This window comes from Streptomyces sp. NPDC017529 (assembly GCF_044329785.1).
In the GTDB taxonomy this organism is placed as follows: Bacteria; Actinomycetota; Actinomycetes; order Streptomycetales; family Streptomycetaceae; genus Streptomyces.
The window spans coordinates 449,886-466,044 of sequence record NZ_JBIRJY010000004.1; the positions used below are offsets into that span (position 1 = coordinate 449,886).

Annotated in this window: 19 protein-coding genes; 8 read left to right on the plus strand and 11 right to left on the minus strand. The window is 71.7% G+C overall.

What is annotated here, in order from left to right:
• Positions 1–9 precede the first annotated feature (9 nt).
• Positions 10–1,092, plus strand: coding sequence for an SIS domain-containing protein (locus tag ACH4K4_RS12725; protein ID WP_398167195.1), 1,083 nt, complete (start codon positions 10–12; stop codon positions 1,090–1,092).
• Between the two features lie 78 nt (positions 1,093–1,170).
• On the opposite strand, the gene ACH4K4_RS12730 is transcribed toward ACH4K4_RS12725, so the two are convergent.
• Positions 1,171–1,926 (minus strand): SDR family oxidoreductase, encoded by a 756-nt coding sequence (locus ACH4K4_RS12730; protein ID WP_398166881.1) that lies wholly within the window; start codon positions 1,924–1,926, stop codon positions 1,171–1,173.
• 80 nt (positions 1,927–2,006) lie between these two features.
• On the opposite strand from ACH4K4_RS12730, the gene ACH4K4_RS12735 reads away from it, so the two are divergent.
• The gene (locus tag ACH4K4_RS12735) at positions 2,007–2,663 is read left to right on the plus strand and encodes a TetR/AcrR family transcriptional regulator (RefSeq protein ID WP_398166882.1); all 657 of its coding nucleotides are present in this window, start codon (positions 2,007–2,009) and stop codon (positions 2,661–2,663) included.
• Positions 2,664–3,065: 402 nt separating this feature from the next.
• Positions 3,066–4,535 carry a sensor histidine kinase gene (locus ACH4K4_RS12740; RefSeq protein ID WP_398167196.1) on the plus strand — a complete coding sequence of 490 codons (1,470 nt, stop codon included), beginning with the start codon at positions 3,066–3,068 and terminating at the stop codon, positions 4,533–4,535.
• Positions 4,536–4,965: 430 nt separating this feature from the next.
• Here ACH4K4_RS12740 and ACH4K4_RS12745 read toward each other — a convergent pair whose 3' ends face one another.
• Both ACH4K4_RS12745 and ACH4K4_RS12750 read right to left on the minus strand, forming a co-directional pair.
• Positions 4,966–5,223 carry a WhiB family transcriptional regulator gene (locus ACH4K4_RS12745; RefSeq protein ID WP_003983230.1) on the minus strand — a complete coding sequence of 86 codons (258 nt, stop codon included), beginning with the start codon at positions 5,221–5,223 and terminating at the stop codon, positions 4,966–4,968.
• 322 nt (positions 5,224–5,545) lie between these two features.
• Positions 5,546–6,514, minus strand: coding sequence for a diacylglycerol/lipid kinase family protein (locus ACH4K4_RS12750; RefSeq protein WP_398166884.1), 969 nt, complete (start codon positions 6,512–6,514; stop codon positions 5,546–5,548).
• An 82-nt stretch (positions 6,515–6,596) separates the two neighbouring features.
• Here ACH4K4_RS12750 and ACH4K4_RS12755 point away from each other — a divergent pair, with 82 nt between their 5' ends.
• Positions 6,597–7,193 carry a hypothetical protein gene (locus ACH4K4_RS12755; RefSeq protein WP_398166886.1) on the plus strand — a complete coding sequence of 199 codons (597 nt, stop codon included), beginning with the start codon at positions 6,597–6,599 and terminating at the stop codon, positions 7,191–7,193.
• 263 nt (positions 7,194–7,456) lie between these two features.
• On the opposite strand, the gene ACH4K4_RS12760 is transcribed toward ACH4K4_RS12755, so the two are convergent.
• The 4 genes from ACH4K4_RS12760 to ACH4K4_RS12775 form a co-directional block, all read right to left on the minus strand.
• Positions 7,457–8,386, minus strand: a complete 930-nt coding sequence (locus ACH4K4_RS12760; RefSeq protein ID WP_398167198.1) for an RNA polymerase sigma factor SigF — start codon at positions 8,384–8,386, stop codon at positions 7,457–7,459.
• Positions 8,387–8,429: 43 nt separating this feature from the next.
• Positions 8,430–8,843: an anti-sigma regulatory factor gene (locus ACH4K4_RS12765; protein WP_398166888.1), complete on the minus strand. Its 414-nt coding sequence runs from the start codon at positions 8,841–8,843 to the stop codon at positions 8,430–8,432.
• A gap of 269 nt (positions 8,844–9,112) precedes the next feature.
• Entirely contained in the window at positions 9,113–9,601 is a 489-nt protein-coding gene (locus ACH4K4_RS12770; RefSeq protein ID WP_398166889.1) for a GNAT family N-acetyltransferase, read from the minus strand.
• Between the two features lie 72 nt (positions 9,602–9,673).
• Positions 9,674–9,934: a UBP-type zinc finger domain-containing protein gene (locus ACH4K4_RS12775; RefSeq protein ID WP_398166891.1), complete on the minus strand. Its 261-nt coding sequence runs from the start codon at positions 9,932–9,934 to the stop codon at positions 9,674–9,676.
• A 99-nt stretch (positions 9,935–10,033) separates the two neighbouring features.
• Between ACH4K4_RS12775 and ACH4K4_RS12780 the strand changes: the two genes are divergently transcribed.
• A complete protein-coding gene (locus ACH4K4_RS12780; RefSeq protein ID WP_398166893.1) occupies positions 10,034–11,638 on the plus strand; it encodes a Na+/H+ antiporter in 1,605 nt (534 codons plus the stop codon).
• Positions 11,639–11,657: 19 nt separating this feature from the next.
• On the opposite strand, the gene ACH4K4_RS12785 is transcribed toward ACH4K4_RS12780, so the two are convergent.
• The 3 genes from ACH4K4_RS12785 to ACH4K4_RS12795 all read right to left on the minus strand — a co-directional run bounded on the left by ACH4K4_RS12785 (position 11,658) and on the right by ACH4K4_RS12795 (position 13,633).
• Positions 11,658–12,575, minus strand: a complete 918-nt coding sequence (locus tag ACH4K4_RS12785; RefSeq protein ID WP_398166895.1) for a 1-aminocyclopropane-1-carboxylate deaminase/D-cysteine desulfhydrase — start codon at positions 12,573–12,575, stop codon at positions 11,658–11,660.
• A gap of 28 nt (positions 12,576–12,603) precedes the next feature.
• A complete protein-coding gene (locus tag ACH4K4_RS12790) occupies positions 12,604–13,197 on the minus strand; it encodes an N-acetylmuramoyl-L-alanine amidase (protein ID WP_398166896.1) in 594 nt (197 codons plus the stop codon).
• Positions 13,198–13,399: 202 nt separating this feature from the next.
• Positions 13,400–13,633, minus strand: a complete 234-nt coding sequence (locus ACH4K4_RS12795; RefSeq protein WP_398166898.1) for a hypothetical protein — start codon at positions 13,631–13,633, stop codon at positions 13,400–13,402.
• 103 nt (positions 13,634–13,736) lie between these two features.
• Between ACH4K4_RS12795 and ACH4K4_RS12800 the strand changes: the two genes are divergently transcribed.
• The 3 genes from ACH4K4_RS12800 (at position 13,737) to ACH4K4_RS12810 (ending at position 15,673) form a co-directional block, all read left to right on the plus strand.
• On the plus strand, positions 13,737–14,456 hold the full coding sequence (locus ACH4K4_RS12800) for a helix-turn-helix domain-containing protein (RefSeq protein ID WP_398166899.1): 720 nt from the start codon (positions 13,737–13,739) through the stop codon (positions 14,454–14,456).
• A 10-nt stretch (positions 14,457–14,466) separates the two neighbouring features.
• The gene (locus ACH4K4_RS12805) at positions 14,467–15,378 is read left to right on the plus strand and encodes a glutaminase (RefSeq protein WP_398166901.1); all 912 of its coding nucleotides are present in this window, start codon (positions 14,467–14,469) and stop codon (positions 15,376–15,378) included.
• A gap of 70 nt (positions 15,379–15,448) precedes the next feature.
• Positions 15,449–15,673: a hypothetical protein gene (locus ACH4K4_RS12810; protein ID WP_398166903.1), complete on the plus strand. Its 225-nt coding sequence runs from the start codon at positions 15,449–15,451 to the stop codon at positions 15,671–15,673.
• Between the two features lie 57 nt (positions 15,674–15,730).
• On the opposite strand, the gene ACH4K4_RS12815 is transcribed toward ACH4K4_RS12810, so the two are convergent.
• A complete protein-coding gene (locus ACH4K4_RS12815) occupies positions 15,731–16,156 on the minus strand; it encodes a VOC family protein (protein WP_398166905.1) in 426 nt (141 codons plus the stop codon).
• Positions 16,157–16,159 lie beyond the last annotated feature (3 nt).

Here is a 16,159-nt window from a genome sequence, read left to right on the forward strand (position 1 = left end):
GGGCGCTTCATGGCCGCCGAGATGGCCGAGCAGCCGGCCGTGCTGCGCCGCATCCTCGCCGAGGGCGAGGCGGACATCCGTACGGTCGCCGAGCGGATCGCCGCCCGCGAGCCGCGATTCGTCCTGCTCACCGCGCGCGGCACGTCGGACAACGCGGCCCTCTACGCCAAGTACCTGTTCGAAGTGCGGCTCGGCAAACCCTGCGGTCTCACCTCCATGTCCACGACCACCGCCTACGGCGCACGGCCCGACCTCCGGGACTGCCTGGTCGTCGCGGTCAGCCAGTCCGGCGGGTCGCCCGACCTCGTCGCGTCCACCAGGGCCGCCCGCGAGGCCGGTGCGATCACCCTCGCGGTGACCAACAACGCCGCTTCGGCGCTCGCCGAGGCCGGCGAGTTCCACATCGACGTACTGGCCGGCCCGGAGCGCGCCCTGCCCGCCACGAAGACCTACACCGCCGAACTCCTCGCCCTGTACCTCCTCGTCGAGGGCCTGCGCGACAGCCGGAACCACCCCGGCCCGGCCGCCCCACGCGGAGCCGCCGGACGAGGAGCCGGCGCCGCGGCGGGCCCGGCCGTGCAGCGGCTGCCCGACCTCGCCGCATCCGTCCTCGCCCGCCACGACGAGGTCAAGGCCCTCGCCGCCCGCTACCGGTTCGCGGAGCGCATGGTGCTCACCTCCCGTGGTTACGGCTATCCGACGGCCAAGGAAGCCGCCCTCAAGCTGATGGAGACCAGCTACATCCCGGCCCTCTCCTACTCCGGCGCCGACCTCCTGCACGGCCCGCTCGCCATGGTCGACAACATCTCCCCGGTCATCGCGATCGTCACCGAGGGCAGGGGCGGCGAGGCGCTGCGGCCCGTACTGGAGCGGCTGCGCGACCGCGGCGCCGACCTGGTGGTCGTCGGCAGCCGCGCCGAGGCCGCCCGCGCCGTGGCCGGCTTCGCGCTGCCGACCGACGGCGTACCCGAGGAGCTCCAGCCCGTCCTGGAGATCCTGCCGCTGCAGAGGTTGGCCTACGAGGTCACGCTCGCCCGGGGCCAGGACCCGGACGCCCCTCGTTCCCTGGCCAAGGTCACGGAAACCCGTTGAGGGGGGCCGGGCAGACCGAGCGGCGGGCCGAGCGACGGGCCGGGCGGCAGGCCGGTTGGCAAGCCCGTCCGCCGGGGCTCAGAGCAGGGCGCCTCCGGTCGCGTCGATCCACTGGCCGGTGATCCAGCGGCTGTCGTCGGAGGCGAGGAAGGCGACGATGTCGCCGATGTCGCGCGACTCGCCGACACGGCCCAGGGCGGTTATGTCCGCCGACGCCTGCCACGCCTTGTCGTCGGAGCGCAGCCAGCCCGCGTTCATGTCCGTGTCGGTGACGCCGGGGGCGACCGCGTTGACCGTGATGCCGCGGGGGCCCAGGTCCTTGGCGAGCGTCGAGGTGAAGACGTCGATCGCGCCCTTGGACATCGAGTAGGCGATCAGCTCGGGCATGGCGTGGCCGCGCGTGAGGCCCGTCGAGATGTTGACGATGCGGCCGCCGTCGCGCAGGCGCTCCAGGCCGAGCCGGGTGAGGAAGAAGGGCGCCTTCGTGTTGATCGCGAAGATGCGGTCGAATCCTTCCTCGGTCATGTCCGACAGCGGTGCGATCGGGGTGTTCGTGCCGGCGTTGTTCACCAGGATGTCCAGGCCGTCGGCCTGCGCGTCGAACGCGGACCACAGGGTCTGAGCATCCCCCGGCACCCCCAGCTCGGCCCGCACGGCGAACGCCTGGCCGCCCGCCTCCTCGATCGCCGCCACCGTCTCCTTCGCGGCGGCCTCGTCGCGGCCGTAGTGCACCGCGACCCGCGCGCCGTCCCGCCCCAGCCGCTCCGCGATCGCCCGGCCGATCCCCCTGCTGCCGCCCGTGACCAGCGCCGTCCTGCCCGTGAGCACGCCCATGACCGTGCCCCCCTTTCTGTATCGGTTGCTACAGAAAGAATGTAGCAGGCTTTCCGTAGCGAGCGCTATAGAATTGAGGAATGGCGACGAAACAGCGTGGACGACCCCGGTCCTTCGACCGGGAGACGGCCCTGGAGCAGGCGATGCGGGCCTTCTGGGAACACGGCTACGAAGCGGTCTCCATCGCCGACCTCACCGAGACCATGGGGATCAAGGCGCCGAGCCTGTACGCGGCGTTCGGTGACAAGCGCACGCTCTTCGAGGAGACGGTCGAGGCGTACGTCCGGGACTTCGGCGCCTTCTCCGGCCGCGCCCTCGCCGAGGAGCCGACCGCGCGCCGGGCCGTGGCCCGGCTGCTGCATGAGGCGGCGGCCTTCCACACCCTGCCGGGCTATCCGCGCGGCTGCATGGTCATCACGGCCGCCACCAACTGCACGGCGCAGTCCGAGGACGTCATGCGCAGCCTTCAGGAGCGCCGCCGCCGGAACACGGAGCTGATCGAGGAGCGGATCCACGGCGACATCGCGGCCGGCGAGCTGCCCGACGGCACCGACGCGCACGCGCTCGCGAGCTACAGCGTGACCGTGCTCCAGGGCATGTCCCAGCAGGCGCGGGACGGCGCGGACCGTACGACGCTGGAGCGGGTGGCCGAGCTGGCGATGGCCGCTTGGCCGCCCGGCCGCGGCGAAGGCGGGGAGGCGAAGGGGGAGAAGGCCGGGGCCTCCGATGGGGGCTGAGGTGCGGGGCGGGCGTAACCGCCCCGGAAACACCCGCGGGCCGCGGCGCCGGGACAGGACCCTCAACCTGTCCGGCACCGCAGCCCGGAGCTTCATCGGCCGGCCCGGCGGCGGGACGCGCCCCACGTGCGGCAGGAACGCACGCCCGCCCAAAGACCGGTCGACCTGAGGCCGCCGCGCAGTCAGGGCAGAGAGCGCCTGGGCCTCTATCCGCTCTCCTGTGCGGGGAGAGCGGAGGTATCTGCAGTTCTGAAGTCTGGTTCCGCCACCGCCGGGGGCCCGGGGGTCGTCCCATCGGAGTGCGGTACCAACTCATTGTGGACTAGACCATTCTGATCTGTCCATGCCCTTGCAAAGGCAACAACCCCACCGTACGCCGGTAGGCTCCCATGCGTGCCCTCCATGAACGATCTCGTACGCCAGCACACCGCCCTCAGCGACTCCGACCTGGAGTGGCTGCACCTGCTGGTCTCGGAGTGGCAGCTGCTCTCCGACCTCTCCTTCGCCGACCTCGTCCTGTGGGTCCCCACCCTGGACGGCACCCGCTATGTGTCCGTCGCCCAGATGCGGCCCAACACCGGACCGACCTCCTACCAGGACGACATGGTCGGCCACCTCGTCCCGCGCGGCCGCCGACCCATGCTCGACTCCGCCCTGGACGAGGGACGGATCGTACGGGAGGGCGACCCCGAGTGGCGCGAGGAGGTGCCGGTACGCGTCGAGTCGATCCCGGTGCGCCGCGAGGGCCGGGTGCTGGGCGTGATCGCCCGCAACACGAACCTGCTGACGGTACGGACGCCGAGCCGGCTGGAGCTCACGTACCTCCAGAGCGCCTCCGACCTCGCCCAGATGATCGCCGCAGGATCCTTTCCCTTCCCCGGCCAGCAGGTCGACATGGACGCCTCGCCGCGCGCCGGCGACGGCCTGATCCGGCTCGACGCGGACGGCGTCGTCCAGTACGCCAGCCCGAACGCCCTCTCGGCCTACCACCGCCTGGGCCTCGCCGCCGACCTGGTGGGCCACCACCTCGGCCAGGCCACCGCCGAACTGGCGCCCGCGCGCGGCCCGGTCGACGAGGCGCTGGTCAAGCTGGCCAGCGGCTGGGCGCCGCGGGAGTTCGAGGTCGAGGGCGAGGACGGGGTGATCCAGCTGCGCGCCATCCCGCTCAAGCCCAAGGGCACGCACATCGGTTCGCTGGTCCTGCTGCGCGACGTCACCGAACTCCGGCGCCGGGAACGGGAACTGATCACCAAGGACGCCACCATCCGGGAGATCCACCACCGGGTGAAGAACAACTTGCAGACCGTGGCCGCCCTGCTGCGCCTCCAGTCCCGCCGGATGGACTCCGAACAGGGGCGCGAGGCGCTCAACGAGGCCGTACGCAGGGTCGGTTCGATCGCGATCGTCCACGAGACGCTGTCCCAGAACCTCGACGAGCGCGTCGAGTTCGACGAGATCGCCGACCGGGTGCTGGCGATGGTCGCGGAGATCGCTCCGGGCGCGGTGGCCACGCGCCGTACCGGCCGCTTCGGAATACTCGACGCCGAGGTCGCCACGCCGCTCTCCATGGTCCTCACGGAGATCCTTCAGAACGCCCTCGAACACGCCTTCGTTCCAGGGGATCAGGGCACCGTCGAGGTCGGCGCGGTACGCGGTGGCAGCCGTACGGAGCCCCGCCTGCTGGTCACCGTCCAGGACAACGGCCGTGGCCTGCCGGAAGGGTTCGATCCGCACCGGGCGGGGAATCTCGGCCTGCAGATCGTGCGCACGCTGGTGGAAGGCGAGTTGGGCGGGAAGTTCGACATGCTGCCCGGGGCCGAGCGGGGCACTCAGGTGATCCTCGATATTCCCGTACGAGCGGAGAAGCACTGAGGGAAGCACCGATGATGCGGTCTTTCATCAAGTGAGCGGTTCTCGTGGCCAATTCGTGAATACGCCGGTGTGCACTCGGTGTCCGTAACGCGGTGAGGCGCGCGGCACTCGGGTCGCCGGGATTCACGTACCGCAGACCGAAGTCACGGAAGAGTGACGGCGGCGGCAGTAAATGGACAACGGTGGGCCGCCGTTGTCCGCCGGGCGTGTGGGCGCAAAGGTCCGGACCTGACCGGAGCGACGGCCGGCACCCGCACCCGGGACACGCCCGCACCCGGAACGCGCCCGCACAGCAGTAAGCCCCGGACCCATCTGGTCCGGGGCTCAAAGCTCACGTTGCGTGGGGGCTTCTCCCGAGCGCTCAAGGGCGCCGGGGGAGCGGTGGGGGTACTGCGCGCTGCGGCTCGGGGGCCACGGGGGCGTCTGGCGGTCAGGCGCTGGCGTTGCGCGCCCGGTTGCGAGCTGCGCGGCGCTTCATGGCGCGGCGCTCGTCTTCGCTGAGACCACCCCAGACGCCGGAGTCCTGGCCGGACTCCAGCGCCCACTGCAGGCACTGCTCCATGACGGGGCAGCGGCGGCAGACGGCCTTGGCTTCCTCGATCTGCAGCAGCGCAGGACCGGTGTTGCCGATGGGGAAGAAGAGCTCGGGGTCTTCCTCGCGGCAAACGGCGCGGTGACGCCAGTCCATGGCTGCTCCATCTCCTCGTGTGACGGGATCGTTGCTTGTGAATGTGAACGCTTTCACGAATCCCTCCACAAGGGAAGGGCCGAACCCCAGTCGGAGAACTGGTGCGGTCCTGAAGAATGAGGAGGAGGATTCGGGCTCTCAAGGGGGCCGGTAGAAACGGCCGTCCCGATCGCCATGAAGAGACTCGCAAACCTCGGCGGCGGATACAACCCCTTCCGGAAACTTTTTTTTGATTCCTTGGTGTCGCCTAGGTCACAGCCGTACTTCTAGGGGGTGGAAGTCAGCCTAAACGTTCGAGTGAAAGGACTTTAGGCCCTACTGCTCACACAATCACACGCAGTGCACGGCGAACGCCTGTGAACGTCACGCTCGTACGGAGTCCCAGGTGGTCACCGTCCATCTGAAAGGGCAGTGGGGCCTGCGAATGCAAGGTGAAGTCCGTCAAGTCATGGAGTGAGACCACGTGCTTGCCCCGGGGTCCGCGCTCCGGTGTTGACGCCAGCAGCTGGGTCGCGTAGCGGGTCACCGCAGAGGCGGACAACTTGGACAGGGCGAACACGTCCAGCGCCGCGTCGAAGGACGCCGCGGGCGCCGGGTAGACCGGCCGGTTGCCCAGGTAGGTCCAGGGAGCGGTGTTGCAGATTATCGACATCACCAGGTGCTCCACGGGGTCCTCGCCCGGGCGCTCCAGCGTGATCGTGCCGTGCCGCCGGTTCGACTCGCCGACGTACTGGCGCAGCACCTGCCGCATGTACAGCGCGTGTGTCGACCGCTTGCCGCGCTCCCGCTGCTGCTCGACCCGCCCGACCACGCCGGCGTCGAAGCCGAAGCCCGCGCAGAACGTGAACCAGCGGGCCGGCACGCCCTCGTCCTCGGTGCCCGGGGTGCCGGCGGCCAGGCCCAGGCCGACCGTGCGCTCGCTGTCGTCACGCAGCGCGTCCAGAAGGGCACCCGTCGCCTCGACCACGTCGTTCGGCAGGCCGAGGGCGCGGGCGAAGACGTTGGTGGAGCCGCCGGGGACGACGGCGAGGCGCGGGAGCGCGTCCGGATCGGGGCCGTGCGTCAGCAGACCGTTGACGACCTCGTTCACCGTGCCGTCGCCGCCGAGCGCGACGACCAGCTCGACCTGGCCGCCCTCGGCCGCCTGCCGGGCCAGGTCGCGGGCGTGTCCGCGGTACCGGGTCTCGGCGACCTCCAGTTTCAGATCGCTGGCCAGCGCGTGGGCGAGGACGTCACGCGTGCGCGCACTGGTGGTGGTAGCTGCGGGATTGACCACGAGAAGTGCGCGCATGTGGAGCAGGGTACCTACCTGCCGGTACCCGACTCACTCCCTGCCCACCGAGCGGAAGGGTGCCCGGGGCTACCCTGCTGGGGTGAGCAGTAAGCAGAAGCGGCCCGCGGCCAAGGCGGCCCAGCAGTCCCGGCCGGCCGAGGCGACGCAGGCGGACAAAGCGGACGGACGGCGCGTACGGGCCGGTGGCGCGAAGACCGGCGCCCGCCGCGAACCGGCGAAGGGCGGCCCGTCCGCCAAGAGCGCCAAGCCGGGGCAGGCGGCCGGGTCGGCCGCGCCCGCGCCGGAAGGGCCGCGTCCTGTCCGGCTGGGTGTCGCCGCGGTGCTCACCGCTCTCGAAGGGGTCGCGCTGGCCGCCCTCGGCATCTCCATGCTGGTCGTGGGCCTGACCGGCTCGCCCGACAGCCCCCGGCAGGCGGAGACGGGCGGTCTGACGGTGCTCGCGCTGGCGGTGCTGCCGCTGATCGCGGCGCGCGGACTGTGGCTGCGCCGCCGCTGGAGCCGCGGGCCCTCGCTGATCACACAGATCGTCGCGCTGCCGGTGGCCTGGACGCTGGTCAACGGCGGCGGCGCACTGATCGCGGGCGGCATCGGGCTGGCGGTGGTCGCGCTCGTGGTGCTCGCCCTGCTGGTGAACCCGACGGCCACCGAAGCGCTGGGCATCGCGCCGCGGGACTGAGGACGCACCGGAAGAGGTACGCCCGAAAGAGGTACGCGTCGTACGCGTTGCGGGGTGGTGGTCCGTCCGCTCGGGGCGACGGGGCGCGAGCCCGGAGCGGTGCGTGAACCGGGCGGTGCGGCCGGGTGCGGTACGGGCCGGGCGGTAGGGGTCCCGAACCGCCACGGCCGGCCGACGCGGGGATGAGCCGGGTCCGGGCGGCCGCGTACGCCGCCGGTCGTCCGGCGCCGACGGCGGGCCGCCCGCATCCAGGCGCGGCGGGGCTACTCCTCCACCAGGAGCTTCTCGCGGAGCTGGGCCAGGGTGCGGGCCAGCAGGCGGGAGACGTGCATCTGGGAGATGCCGACCTCCTGGGCGATCTGCGACTGGGTCATGTTGCCGAAGAAGCGCAGCAGCAGGATCTTCTTCTCGCGCGGCGGCAGGTCCTCCAGCAGCGGCTTGAGGGACTCGCGGTACTCCACGCCCTCCAGCGCCTCGTCCTCGGCGCCCAGGGTGTCGGCGACGGCCGGTGACTCGTCGTCGGTGTCCGGGACGTCGAGGGAGAGCGTGCTGTAGGCGTTCGCCGATTCGAGGCCCTCCAGGACCTCTTCCTCGGAGATCGACAGATGCTCGGCCAGCTCGTGGACCGTGGGGGCGCGGCCGTGGCGCTGGGAGAGCTCGGCGGTCGCCGTGGTCAGCGACAGCCGCAGCTCCTGGAGGCGGCGGGGCACGCGGACCGCCCAGCCCTTGTCGCGGAAGTGCCGCTTGATCTCGCCGACGACGGTGGGCGTGGCGTACGTGGAGAACTCCACGCCGCGGTCCGGGTCGAAGCGGTCCACGGACTTGATCAGGCCGATGGTGGCGACCTGGGTCAGGTCGTCCAGCGGCTCGCCGCGGTTGCGGAAGCGCCGGGCCAGGTGCTCGACGAGCGGCAGGTGCATGCGCACGAGCGTGTTGCGCAGCTCGGCGCGCTCCGTCGAGCCGTCGGGGAGCTTGCGCAGCTCGTAGAACATCGCCCGCGCGCCGCTCCGGTCATGGGGGTCATGAGGGTGGTGCGGGGTGTGCGGATCGCGCTCTTCGTGCCTGTGCTCGCTCTGGTCCATGTGGTCCGCCCGCTCTGCCTGCTCCGCCGCGTCCAACCGGCCGCCGTGGTCATCCGCGCCCACCGGTTGCGGCCGGGCATGCTGCTCGGGGATGGCCACGCCGGGCGCCATCCGCGTGCCGCGTTCAAGATCCTTCACGGGGCCCCCTGTTCGGTCATGACGGTCCGGGACCGGTGCCGCGCTCCTTGTACAGGCTGATCGTGACTGTACGGTCGTCCGCGACGGTGGAGTCGACCTTGCCGGCCAGCGCGGAGAGCACCGTCCAGGCGAAGGTGTCGCGCTCGGGGGCGCGGCCGTCGGTCGTCGGGGCCGTGACGGTCACCTGCAGCGCGTCGTCCACCAGGTGGAAGACGCAGCTCAGCACGCTGCCCGGCACGGCCTGTTGCAGAAGGATCGCGCACGCCTCGTCCACGGCGATGCGCAAGTCCTCGATCTCGTCGAGGGTGAAGTCCAAGCGGGCTGCGAGGCCGGCCGTGGCCGTACGCAGCACCGACAGGTAGGCACCCGCAGCGGGCAGCCGGACTTCCACGAAGTCCTGGGTCCCGGGCTCGCCTGCGATCTGGGACACCCTCACCTCCAAGGTGACACAAGCTGGTTGAGCTGATATTCGCGCCGGTCGCGGCTCCTCTCGTGACAAGAGGAGAACGATCCGGCGCGGCACATGGTTCGCCTGCGACGCTATCGCGATCTGCGGGGCGGTGTCGCCCGGGAGGGGCAGGGTCGCCTCCCGGCACGACGGTCGGACTCACAACGCCCCGTAGTCGTACGACTGTCACTCATTGTAAGCCTACGGGTACGGACAGTGGCTAGGGGTCTGCACCGCCAAATCGAAACTGATTACGCTGCGTTGACGCTCCGAGCGCTCGCGAGGTTGTGCAGCGCATCTCCAGTGAGCCGGAAGACGGTCCATTCGTCCATGGGTTCCGCGCCGATCGACCGGTAAAAACCGATGGACGGTTCGTTCCAATCCAGGACTGACCACTCGAAACGCTCGTAGCCGCGCTCGACGCAGATCTCCGCGAGGGCCGCCAGGAGCGCCTTGCCGTGGCCGCCGCCGCGCGCCTCGGGGCGGACGTAGAGATCCTCCAGATAGACACCGTGCGTGCCCGTCCACGTGGAGAAGTTGCGGAACCACAGAGCGAAGCCGACGGGGCCTTCGACACCCTCGGCTATGAGCGCGAACACGGCCGGGTGCGCACCGAAGAGCGCCTCGCGAAGCTGTGCCTCGGTCGCCTTGGCGGCCTCCGGGACCCGCTCGTACGTGGCCAGCTCACGGATCATCGTGCGGAGGACGGGTACGTCGTCGACCGTCGCGGTACGGATCATGCCTGAAGGCTAGCGGGCGCCACTGACAACAGGCGCCGGGGACCGGAAAACCCGGCTCCGGGCGGGGTGGTGTCAGACCAGGGCCTGGTCCGCGAAGCACCAGCGCCAGCTCTCGCCGGGTTCGAAGGAGCGCATGACGGGGTGGCCGGTCGCCGCGAAATGTCCCGTCGCGTGCCGGTACGGCGAGGAGTCGCAGCAGCCGACGTGCCCGCACACCAGGCACAGCCGCAGCTGGACGGGGTGGCTGCCGGCGGCCAGGCACTCCCGGCAGGTCTCGCTCAGCGGGGCCGGCTCGGGGCGCGGCAGTTCGGGAACGTGCGTGCACTCGCTCATGATTGCCAGGTTAGAGCGCGTTGACGGTCGCGGCGGACGCGACCGTGGAGACCGGGGCGGCGCGGTGCGGCCACGGCGGAACGGGACGGGACGAAACCGATGGACGTGATGCCACTTCTGCTGCTGGTCGCGGGGAGCGCGGCGGTCGCCGGGGCCGCCCGGCGCACGCCCGTGCCGGGGCCGCTGCTGCTCGTCGCCGCCGGGCTGGCGGCCGCGTACATCCCCGGCGTACCCGATTACACGCTCGATCCGCACATCGTGCTGCCGCTGCTGCTGCCCCCGCTGCTGCACACCGCGGCGCTGGAGAGCTCGTACCTGGACCTGCGGGCCAATCTGCGGCCGGTGGCGCTGCTGTCGGTCGGCTACGTGCTGTTCGCGACGGTCGTCGTCGGGTACGCCGCGTACCTGGTGATCCCGGACCTGCCGCTGGCGGCGGCGCTCGTCCTGGGCGCGGTGATCGCGCCGCCGGACGCGGTGGCCGCCACCGCCATCGCGCGCAAGCTGGGCCTGCCGAACCGCATCACGACCATCCTCCAGGGCGAGTCGCTGGTCAACGACGCCACCGCGATCACCGCCTACAAGGTCGCGCTGGCCGCGGCCGCCGGTGTGGGCGCGACCTGGACCGACGGCATCCGGGAGTTCGCCGTCGCGGCGCTGGGCGGGATCGGCGTCGGCGTGGTGCTGATGATCCCGCTGCACTGGCTGCGCTGCCGGCTGCGGGACGCGCCGCTGCTGGAGAACACCCTGTCGCTGCTCATCCCGTTCGTGGCCTACCAGGTCGCCGAGCAGTTCGGGGCGTCCGGCGTGCTGGCCGTCGTCGTGGTCGGGCTCTACCTCGGGCACCGGTCCTGGCAGGTGGACTTCGAGACGCGGCTCCAGGAGGAGGCCGTGTGGAAGATGGTCTCCTTCGTGCTGGAGTCCACGGTCTTCGCGCTGATCGGGCTGCAGCTGCCGGTGGTGCTGCGCGGGCTGGGGGAGTTCAGCGGGGAGCAGGCCGCCTGGTACGCGGTGGTGGTCTTCGTGGTGGCGGTGATCGCGCGCTTCGTGTGGGTGTTCCCCGCGACGTTCGTGCCGCGGCTGTCGGCCCGCGTCCGGGAGCGGGAGCCCGGTACGAACTGGAAGGCGCCGGTCATCGTCGGCTGGGCCGGGATGCGCGGCGTGGTGTCGCTGGCGATCGCCTTCTCGGTCCCGGTGGCGGTGCGGGACGGCGACGCGTTCCCGGCGCGCAACCTGGTGCTCTTCCTGACGTTCACGACGGTCATCGGCACGCTAGTCGTCCAGGGGCTGACGCTGCCGCCCCTGATCCGCGCGTTGCGGCTGCCCGCGCGGGACGTACGGGCCGAGACGCTCGCCGAGGCGCAGGCGCAGAACGAGGCGTCACGGGCCGCGGAGCGGCGCCTGGACGAGTTGCTGGCGGAGGAGCACAACGCGCTGCCGGGGCCGCTGGCCGACCGGTTGCGCACGGTCATGGAACGGCGCCGCAACGCGGTGTGGGAGCGGCTGGGGACGGTCCACGAGGTGACGGGGGAGTCGGCGGACGACACCTACCGGCGGCTGGCCCGGGAGATGATCGACGCGGAGCGGAAGGTGTTCGTCGGGCTGCGGGACGCGCGGCGGATCGACGACGAGATGCTGCGGGTGCTGCTGAAGCGGCTGGACTTGGAGGAGGCGGCGGCGTACCGGGAAGGGGCGGACACTCCCTAGGCCCTGAGAGAACCGGGGCTCAGTCGGAGGGGGCGCCCGTGATCACTGCGGTGACGGTGGTGCCAGGGGTGAAGGCGCCCTCTTCCGTCAGGGTGGTCAGGGCGAGCAGGAGCTTGGCCACGTAGAGGCGCTCCAGGGGGAGGCCGTGGCGGGCCTCGAAGCCGGCGGCGAAGGTCTCCAGTTCGGGGGTGCGGCGGGCGTAGCCGCCGCAGTGGAAGCGGTCGTCCAGGTCCCAGGTGCCGCGCCGGGCGCCGAAGGCCGCGTGCTGGAGGCGCTCGGTGTCCGCCGTGAGGAAGTGCGGGGTGCCGCCCTTGAGGACGGGGATGCCCAGGGCCCGCTGGCCGGGTGCCAGGCCCGCGGCGAGGCCGGCCAGGGTGCCGCCGGTCCCGCAGGCGACGGCGGCCACGTCGGTGACGCCGCGCAGTTCCCGGCCCAGGGCCGTGCACCCCTGGACGGCGAGGGCGTTGCTGCCCCCTTCCGGGATGGCGTAGTGCGGGCCGAAGCGCTCCCGGAGGGCCGCGCGGGCCTCCGGTTCGTCCTTGCGGCGGTAGGCGGCCCGGTCGACGAAGTGCAGGCGCATGCCGTCGGCGGCGCAGCGCGCCAGGGACGGGTTGAGCGGCTTGTCCGCCAGCTCCGCGCCGCGTATGACGCCCACCGTCGCGAACCCCAGGAGGCGGCCGGCCGCCGCGGTGGCCCGCAGGTGGTTGGAGTAGGCGCCGCCGAACGTCAGGAGTGTGCGCTCGCCGGCCTCGGCGGCCGCCCGCAGGTTGTGCTCCAGCTTGCGCCACTTGTTGCCGGGCAGCTCGGGATGTATCAGGTCGTCCCGTTTGAGGAGCAGCCGCACACCGCGGCGCGCGAACCGTTCGTCCTCGATGTGCTGGAGGGGTGACGGCAGGCGCGGCCGCAGTGCGGCGAGGTCGGGGACGGGGCTGGTCACGCGACCATTGTCGCGCTCGGGCGGTGGGCTACTTGAGCCGGGCGCCGATACGGGCGCGCATGTCCTCCATGGTGAAGCCCTTGGGGTCTATCTTGTCCGCCCGCCATTCCAGGTGGCCGATGACCGAGTACTCGTTCCAGCCATGGAAGCGGCACAGCGCCGCCGAGGCCTTCTCGATGGCCTCCAGCTGGACTTCGGGCCAGGGGTCCGTGCCGTTGCCCAGGTTCTCGCACTCGAAGCCGTAGAAGTGGACGTTGCCGTCGGCGTTGTACTGGTTGGTGGGGGGCAGCTGTTTCTTCTCGGCGATCACGGCCTTCAGGACGTCGCGGTCGCCGCTGCCCGCGTGGTTGGCGCGGCCGCAGCCGACGAGGTGGACCCGGCCGTCCTTGGTGATGACGCCGTGGCACAGCGGTCCCGGCAGGGCCGAGGTGCCGTCGTAGCACAGGCGTACCGTGCTCTCGGTCCCGGACGTGACGGTGTGGTGGATCACCACGCCGTGCACCGGGCCCCAGTCGCCGTGGCCGGCGCGGTTGTGCGTGCGCCACTCGCCGACCTCGACGATGTCCAGCCCCTCGTCTCTGAGGGCCTTGAGGAAGCTGTTCGCGGACATGGGTGGGGCCATGGCCGACTCCGTTCGGTGCGCGGCGGCCGCCGACCGCGCACCGCCTCATAAAACGCTTGTACTGGAACGTCAGGACCCAGACCAGCCGTTTGGCGCGTGTACGACCCGCTGAGCGAGCGGTTTCGGCCGCTATCCACCGCTTTCAGCCGGGGGCGGTCCGTGCCACCGGCAGCTTTCGGCCGGGCCGCCGCCTCGTCCGCCGTCAGCCGCGCAGGAAGCTGTCGCCGTGGGTGGAGATGTGCGCCTCCAGTGCGCTGAGCGCTTCTTGGGTGGCCTGCGGGGTGCCGCTGCCGCGGCGCTCCGCGTAGTACGCCGCGCCCAGCTTCTTCAGCAGGTCGTTGCCCGCCCGCTGCTGCTGGACCTCGTCGACCTTCTGCTTGCCCTGGTTCAGCGCGCTCTGCGCCTGCTCTTTGGCGCGGTCCAGAAAGCCTGCCATTGCTGCCTCCGTGAGGTTGGGGAGGGACGGACCGCTGGGGTAGCGGCGTCGTACCGGATCAACGGACGGGACGCTACCCGCGTTCCCGTGCCAGTCTGGGGACATGTGCGCGGACACGGGCGGGTACCGGGAGCGGGCCGCGCGGCTGTCCGGCGCGGTGGTCTGGGAGAAGCGGGCGCCCGGCGGCGTACCGGCGCCGCCGCGGCGGGTGCTGCCCGACGGCTGTACGGACCTCCTGTGGATGGAGGACCGTCTGGTGGTGGCCGGGCCGGACACCAGGGCGCACCTGCCCGCCACGCGGCCGGGTGAACTCGTCGTCGGGCTGCGCTTCGCCCCTGGTCAGGGACCCGCCTTCTTCGGTGTCCCGGCGCACGCCCTGCGCGATCAACGGGTCCCGCTGGACGTGCTGTGGCCCCGGGACCAGGTGGAGCGACTGGCCGGGACAGTGGCCGGGAACGGATCACCCGGACGGGTGTTGGAGGAGATCGCCCTGCGCCGCTTCCGGGAGGCGGCGGGCCCGCCCGACCCGGCGCGCGAAGTGATCGCCGCGGCGCTCGGCCGCGGCCGGCCCGTGGCGGAGGTCGCCCGGACGGTCGGGGTCGGCGAGCGGCAGCTGCACCGCCGCTGCCTGGAGGCGTTCGGGTACGGGCCCAAGACCTTGGCCAGGGTGCTGCGCCTCGTACGCGCGCTGGAGCTGGCCCGCGGCGGGCTGCCGTACGCGGACGTGGCGGCCCGTGCCGGGTACGCGGACCAAGCGCATCTGGCGCGCGAGGTGAAGGCGCTGGCGGGGGCCCCGCTGGGGGTGATCCTGGCTCCGGGTTAGCGTGTCCGTCATGGACTACCAGGCCGTTCTTGAGGAGGTAGCGGCCTATGCGAGGCCGTATGTCGGGCATGGGCAGGTTGCCGACTACATACCGGCGCTCGAAAAAGTGTCGGCGGATCGTTTCGGCATAGCCATCGCCGACATCAACGGCGAGGTGTACGGGGCGGGGGACTGGGAGGTCCCGTTCTCCGTGCAGTCCATATCGAAGGCCTTCTCGCTGGCGCTGGTCATGGCCAACGACAACGACGACATCTGGAAGCGGGTCGGCCGCGAACCGTCCGGCACGCCCTTCAATTCGCTGGTGCAACTGGAGTGGGAGAACGGCGTACCGCGCAACCCGTTCATCAACGCGGGCGCGCTGGTCATCACCGACCGTCTCCAGACGCTGACCGGCGACGCCAGCACCACGATGCTGCACTTCCTGCGCGAGGAGAGCGGCAACCCGGACCTCGCCTTCGACCAGGCCGTCGCCGACTCCGAGGCCGAGCACGGCGACCGCAACGCCGCGCTCGCCCACTTCATGGCCAGCTTCGGCAACCTGGAGAACCCCGTCCCCAGCGTCATCGAGCACTACTTCTGGCAGTGCTCGATCGAGATGAGCTGCCGCGACCTGGCGACGGCCGGCGGCTTCCTGGCCCGGCACGGGCTGCGTGCCGACGGCAGCCGCCTGCTGGAGGCACGCGAGGCCAAGCGGATCAACGCGGTGATGCTGACCTGCGGCACGTACGACGCGGCCGGGGAGTTCGCCTACCGGGTGGGGCTGCCCGCCAAGAGCGGCGTCGGGGGCGGCATCGTCGCGGTGGTGCCGGGGCGCTGCACGCTGTGTGTGTGGAGCCCCGGGCTGGACCGCCGGGGCAACTCGGTCGCCGGGGCGGCGGCCCTGGACCACTTCACGACGCTGACCGGCTGGTCGGTGTTCTGAGCGGAGCCGCCTCACAAGTGGCGGGGGGCGCGCTCCCGGGCGCATCGTGGGGGCGAGGAGGTGCGTCGTCATGGAGCACGAGATGCGTGCGGAGTACGCGGACGGCGGCTCGCCGGGCGGGGCGGACGCCCCGGTGCGGATGTGGCACATGGTGCGACTGGACGGCACCCTGTCCATGTGCGGACGTGAACTGCAACCGGAAGCGGCGGTACAGTCCGCGGACGCCTGGGGTACGCCGGCGGCCGAACCCTTCTGCCACTCCTGCGGGGCGCTCTACCTGCGCGAGGTGCCGTAGGAGAGCCAGCGAAGCGCTACTGGCCGCACGCCCGCGGGGCGCCCGGCGCCCGTCCGTTCACGGCAGCGGCGCGAACAGGTCCACCCCGTGCCCGTCCGGGTCCCGGACGACGGCGTACCGCTGCCCCCAGGGCGCGTCCCACGGCTGCTTCTCGCCGGTGTACCCCGCGCCGACCAGTTCCGCGTAGACCTTGTCGACCTCGGCCGGGCCCGCGCACTCGAAGGCGAGGCCGGTAGGGGTGCCGCTGCCCGGTGGCGTCCATGCGGGGTCGATGGCGCGCAGGGTGTCGTAGGAGTCCCACATCAGGCGCAGCCCGCCGGGCAGCGCCGCCTCGGCGTGCGGGGCGGTGTCGGCCTCGGGCGGCACCGCGAGACCGAGGCGGCGGTAGAAGGCGAGTGCGGCCGCCATGTCGGAGACGGCCACGCCGATCGCCGCGAGGCGCGGCGTCGTGGTCACGGGTGTGCGGTGGATTGCGTCGCTCATACG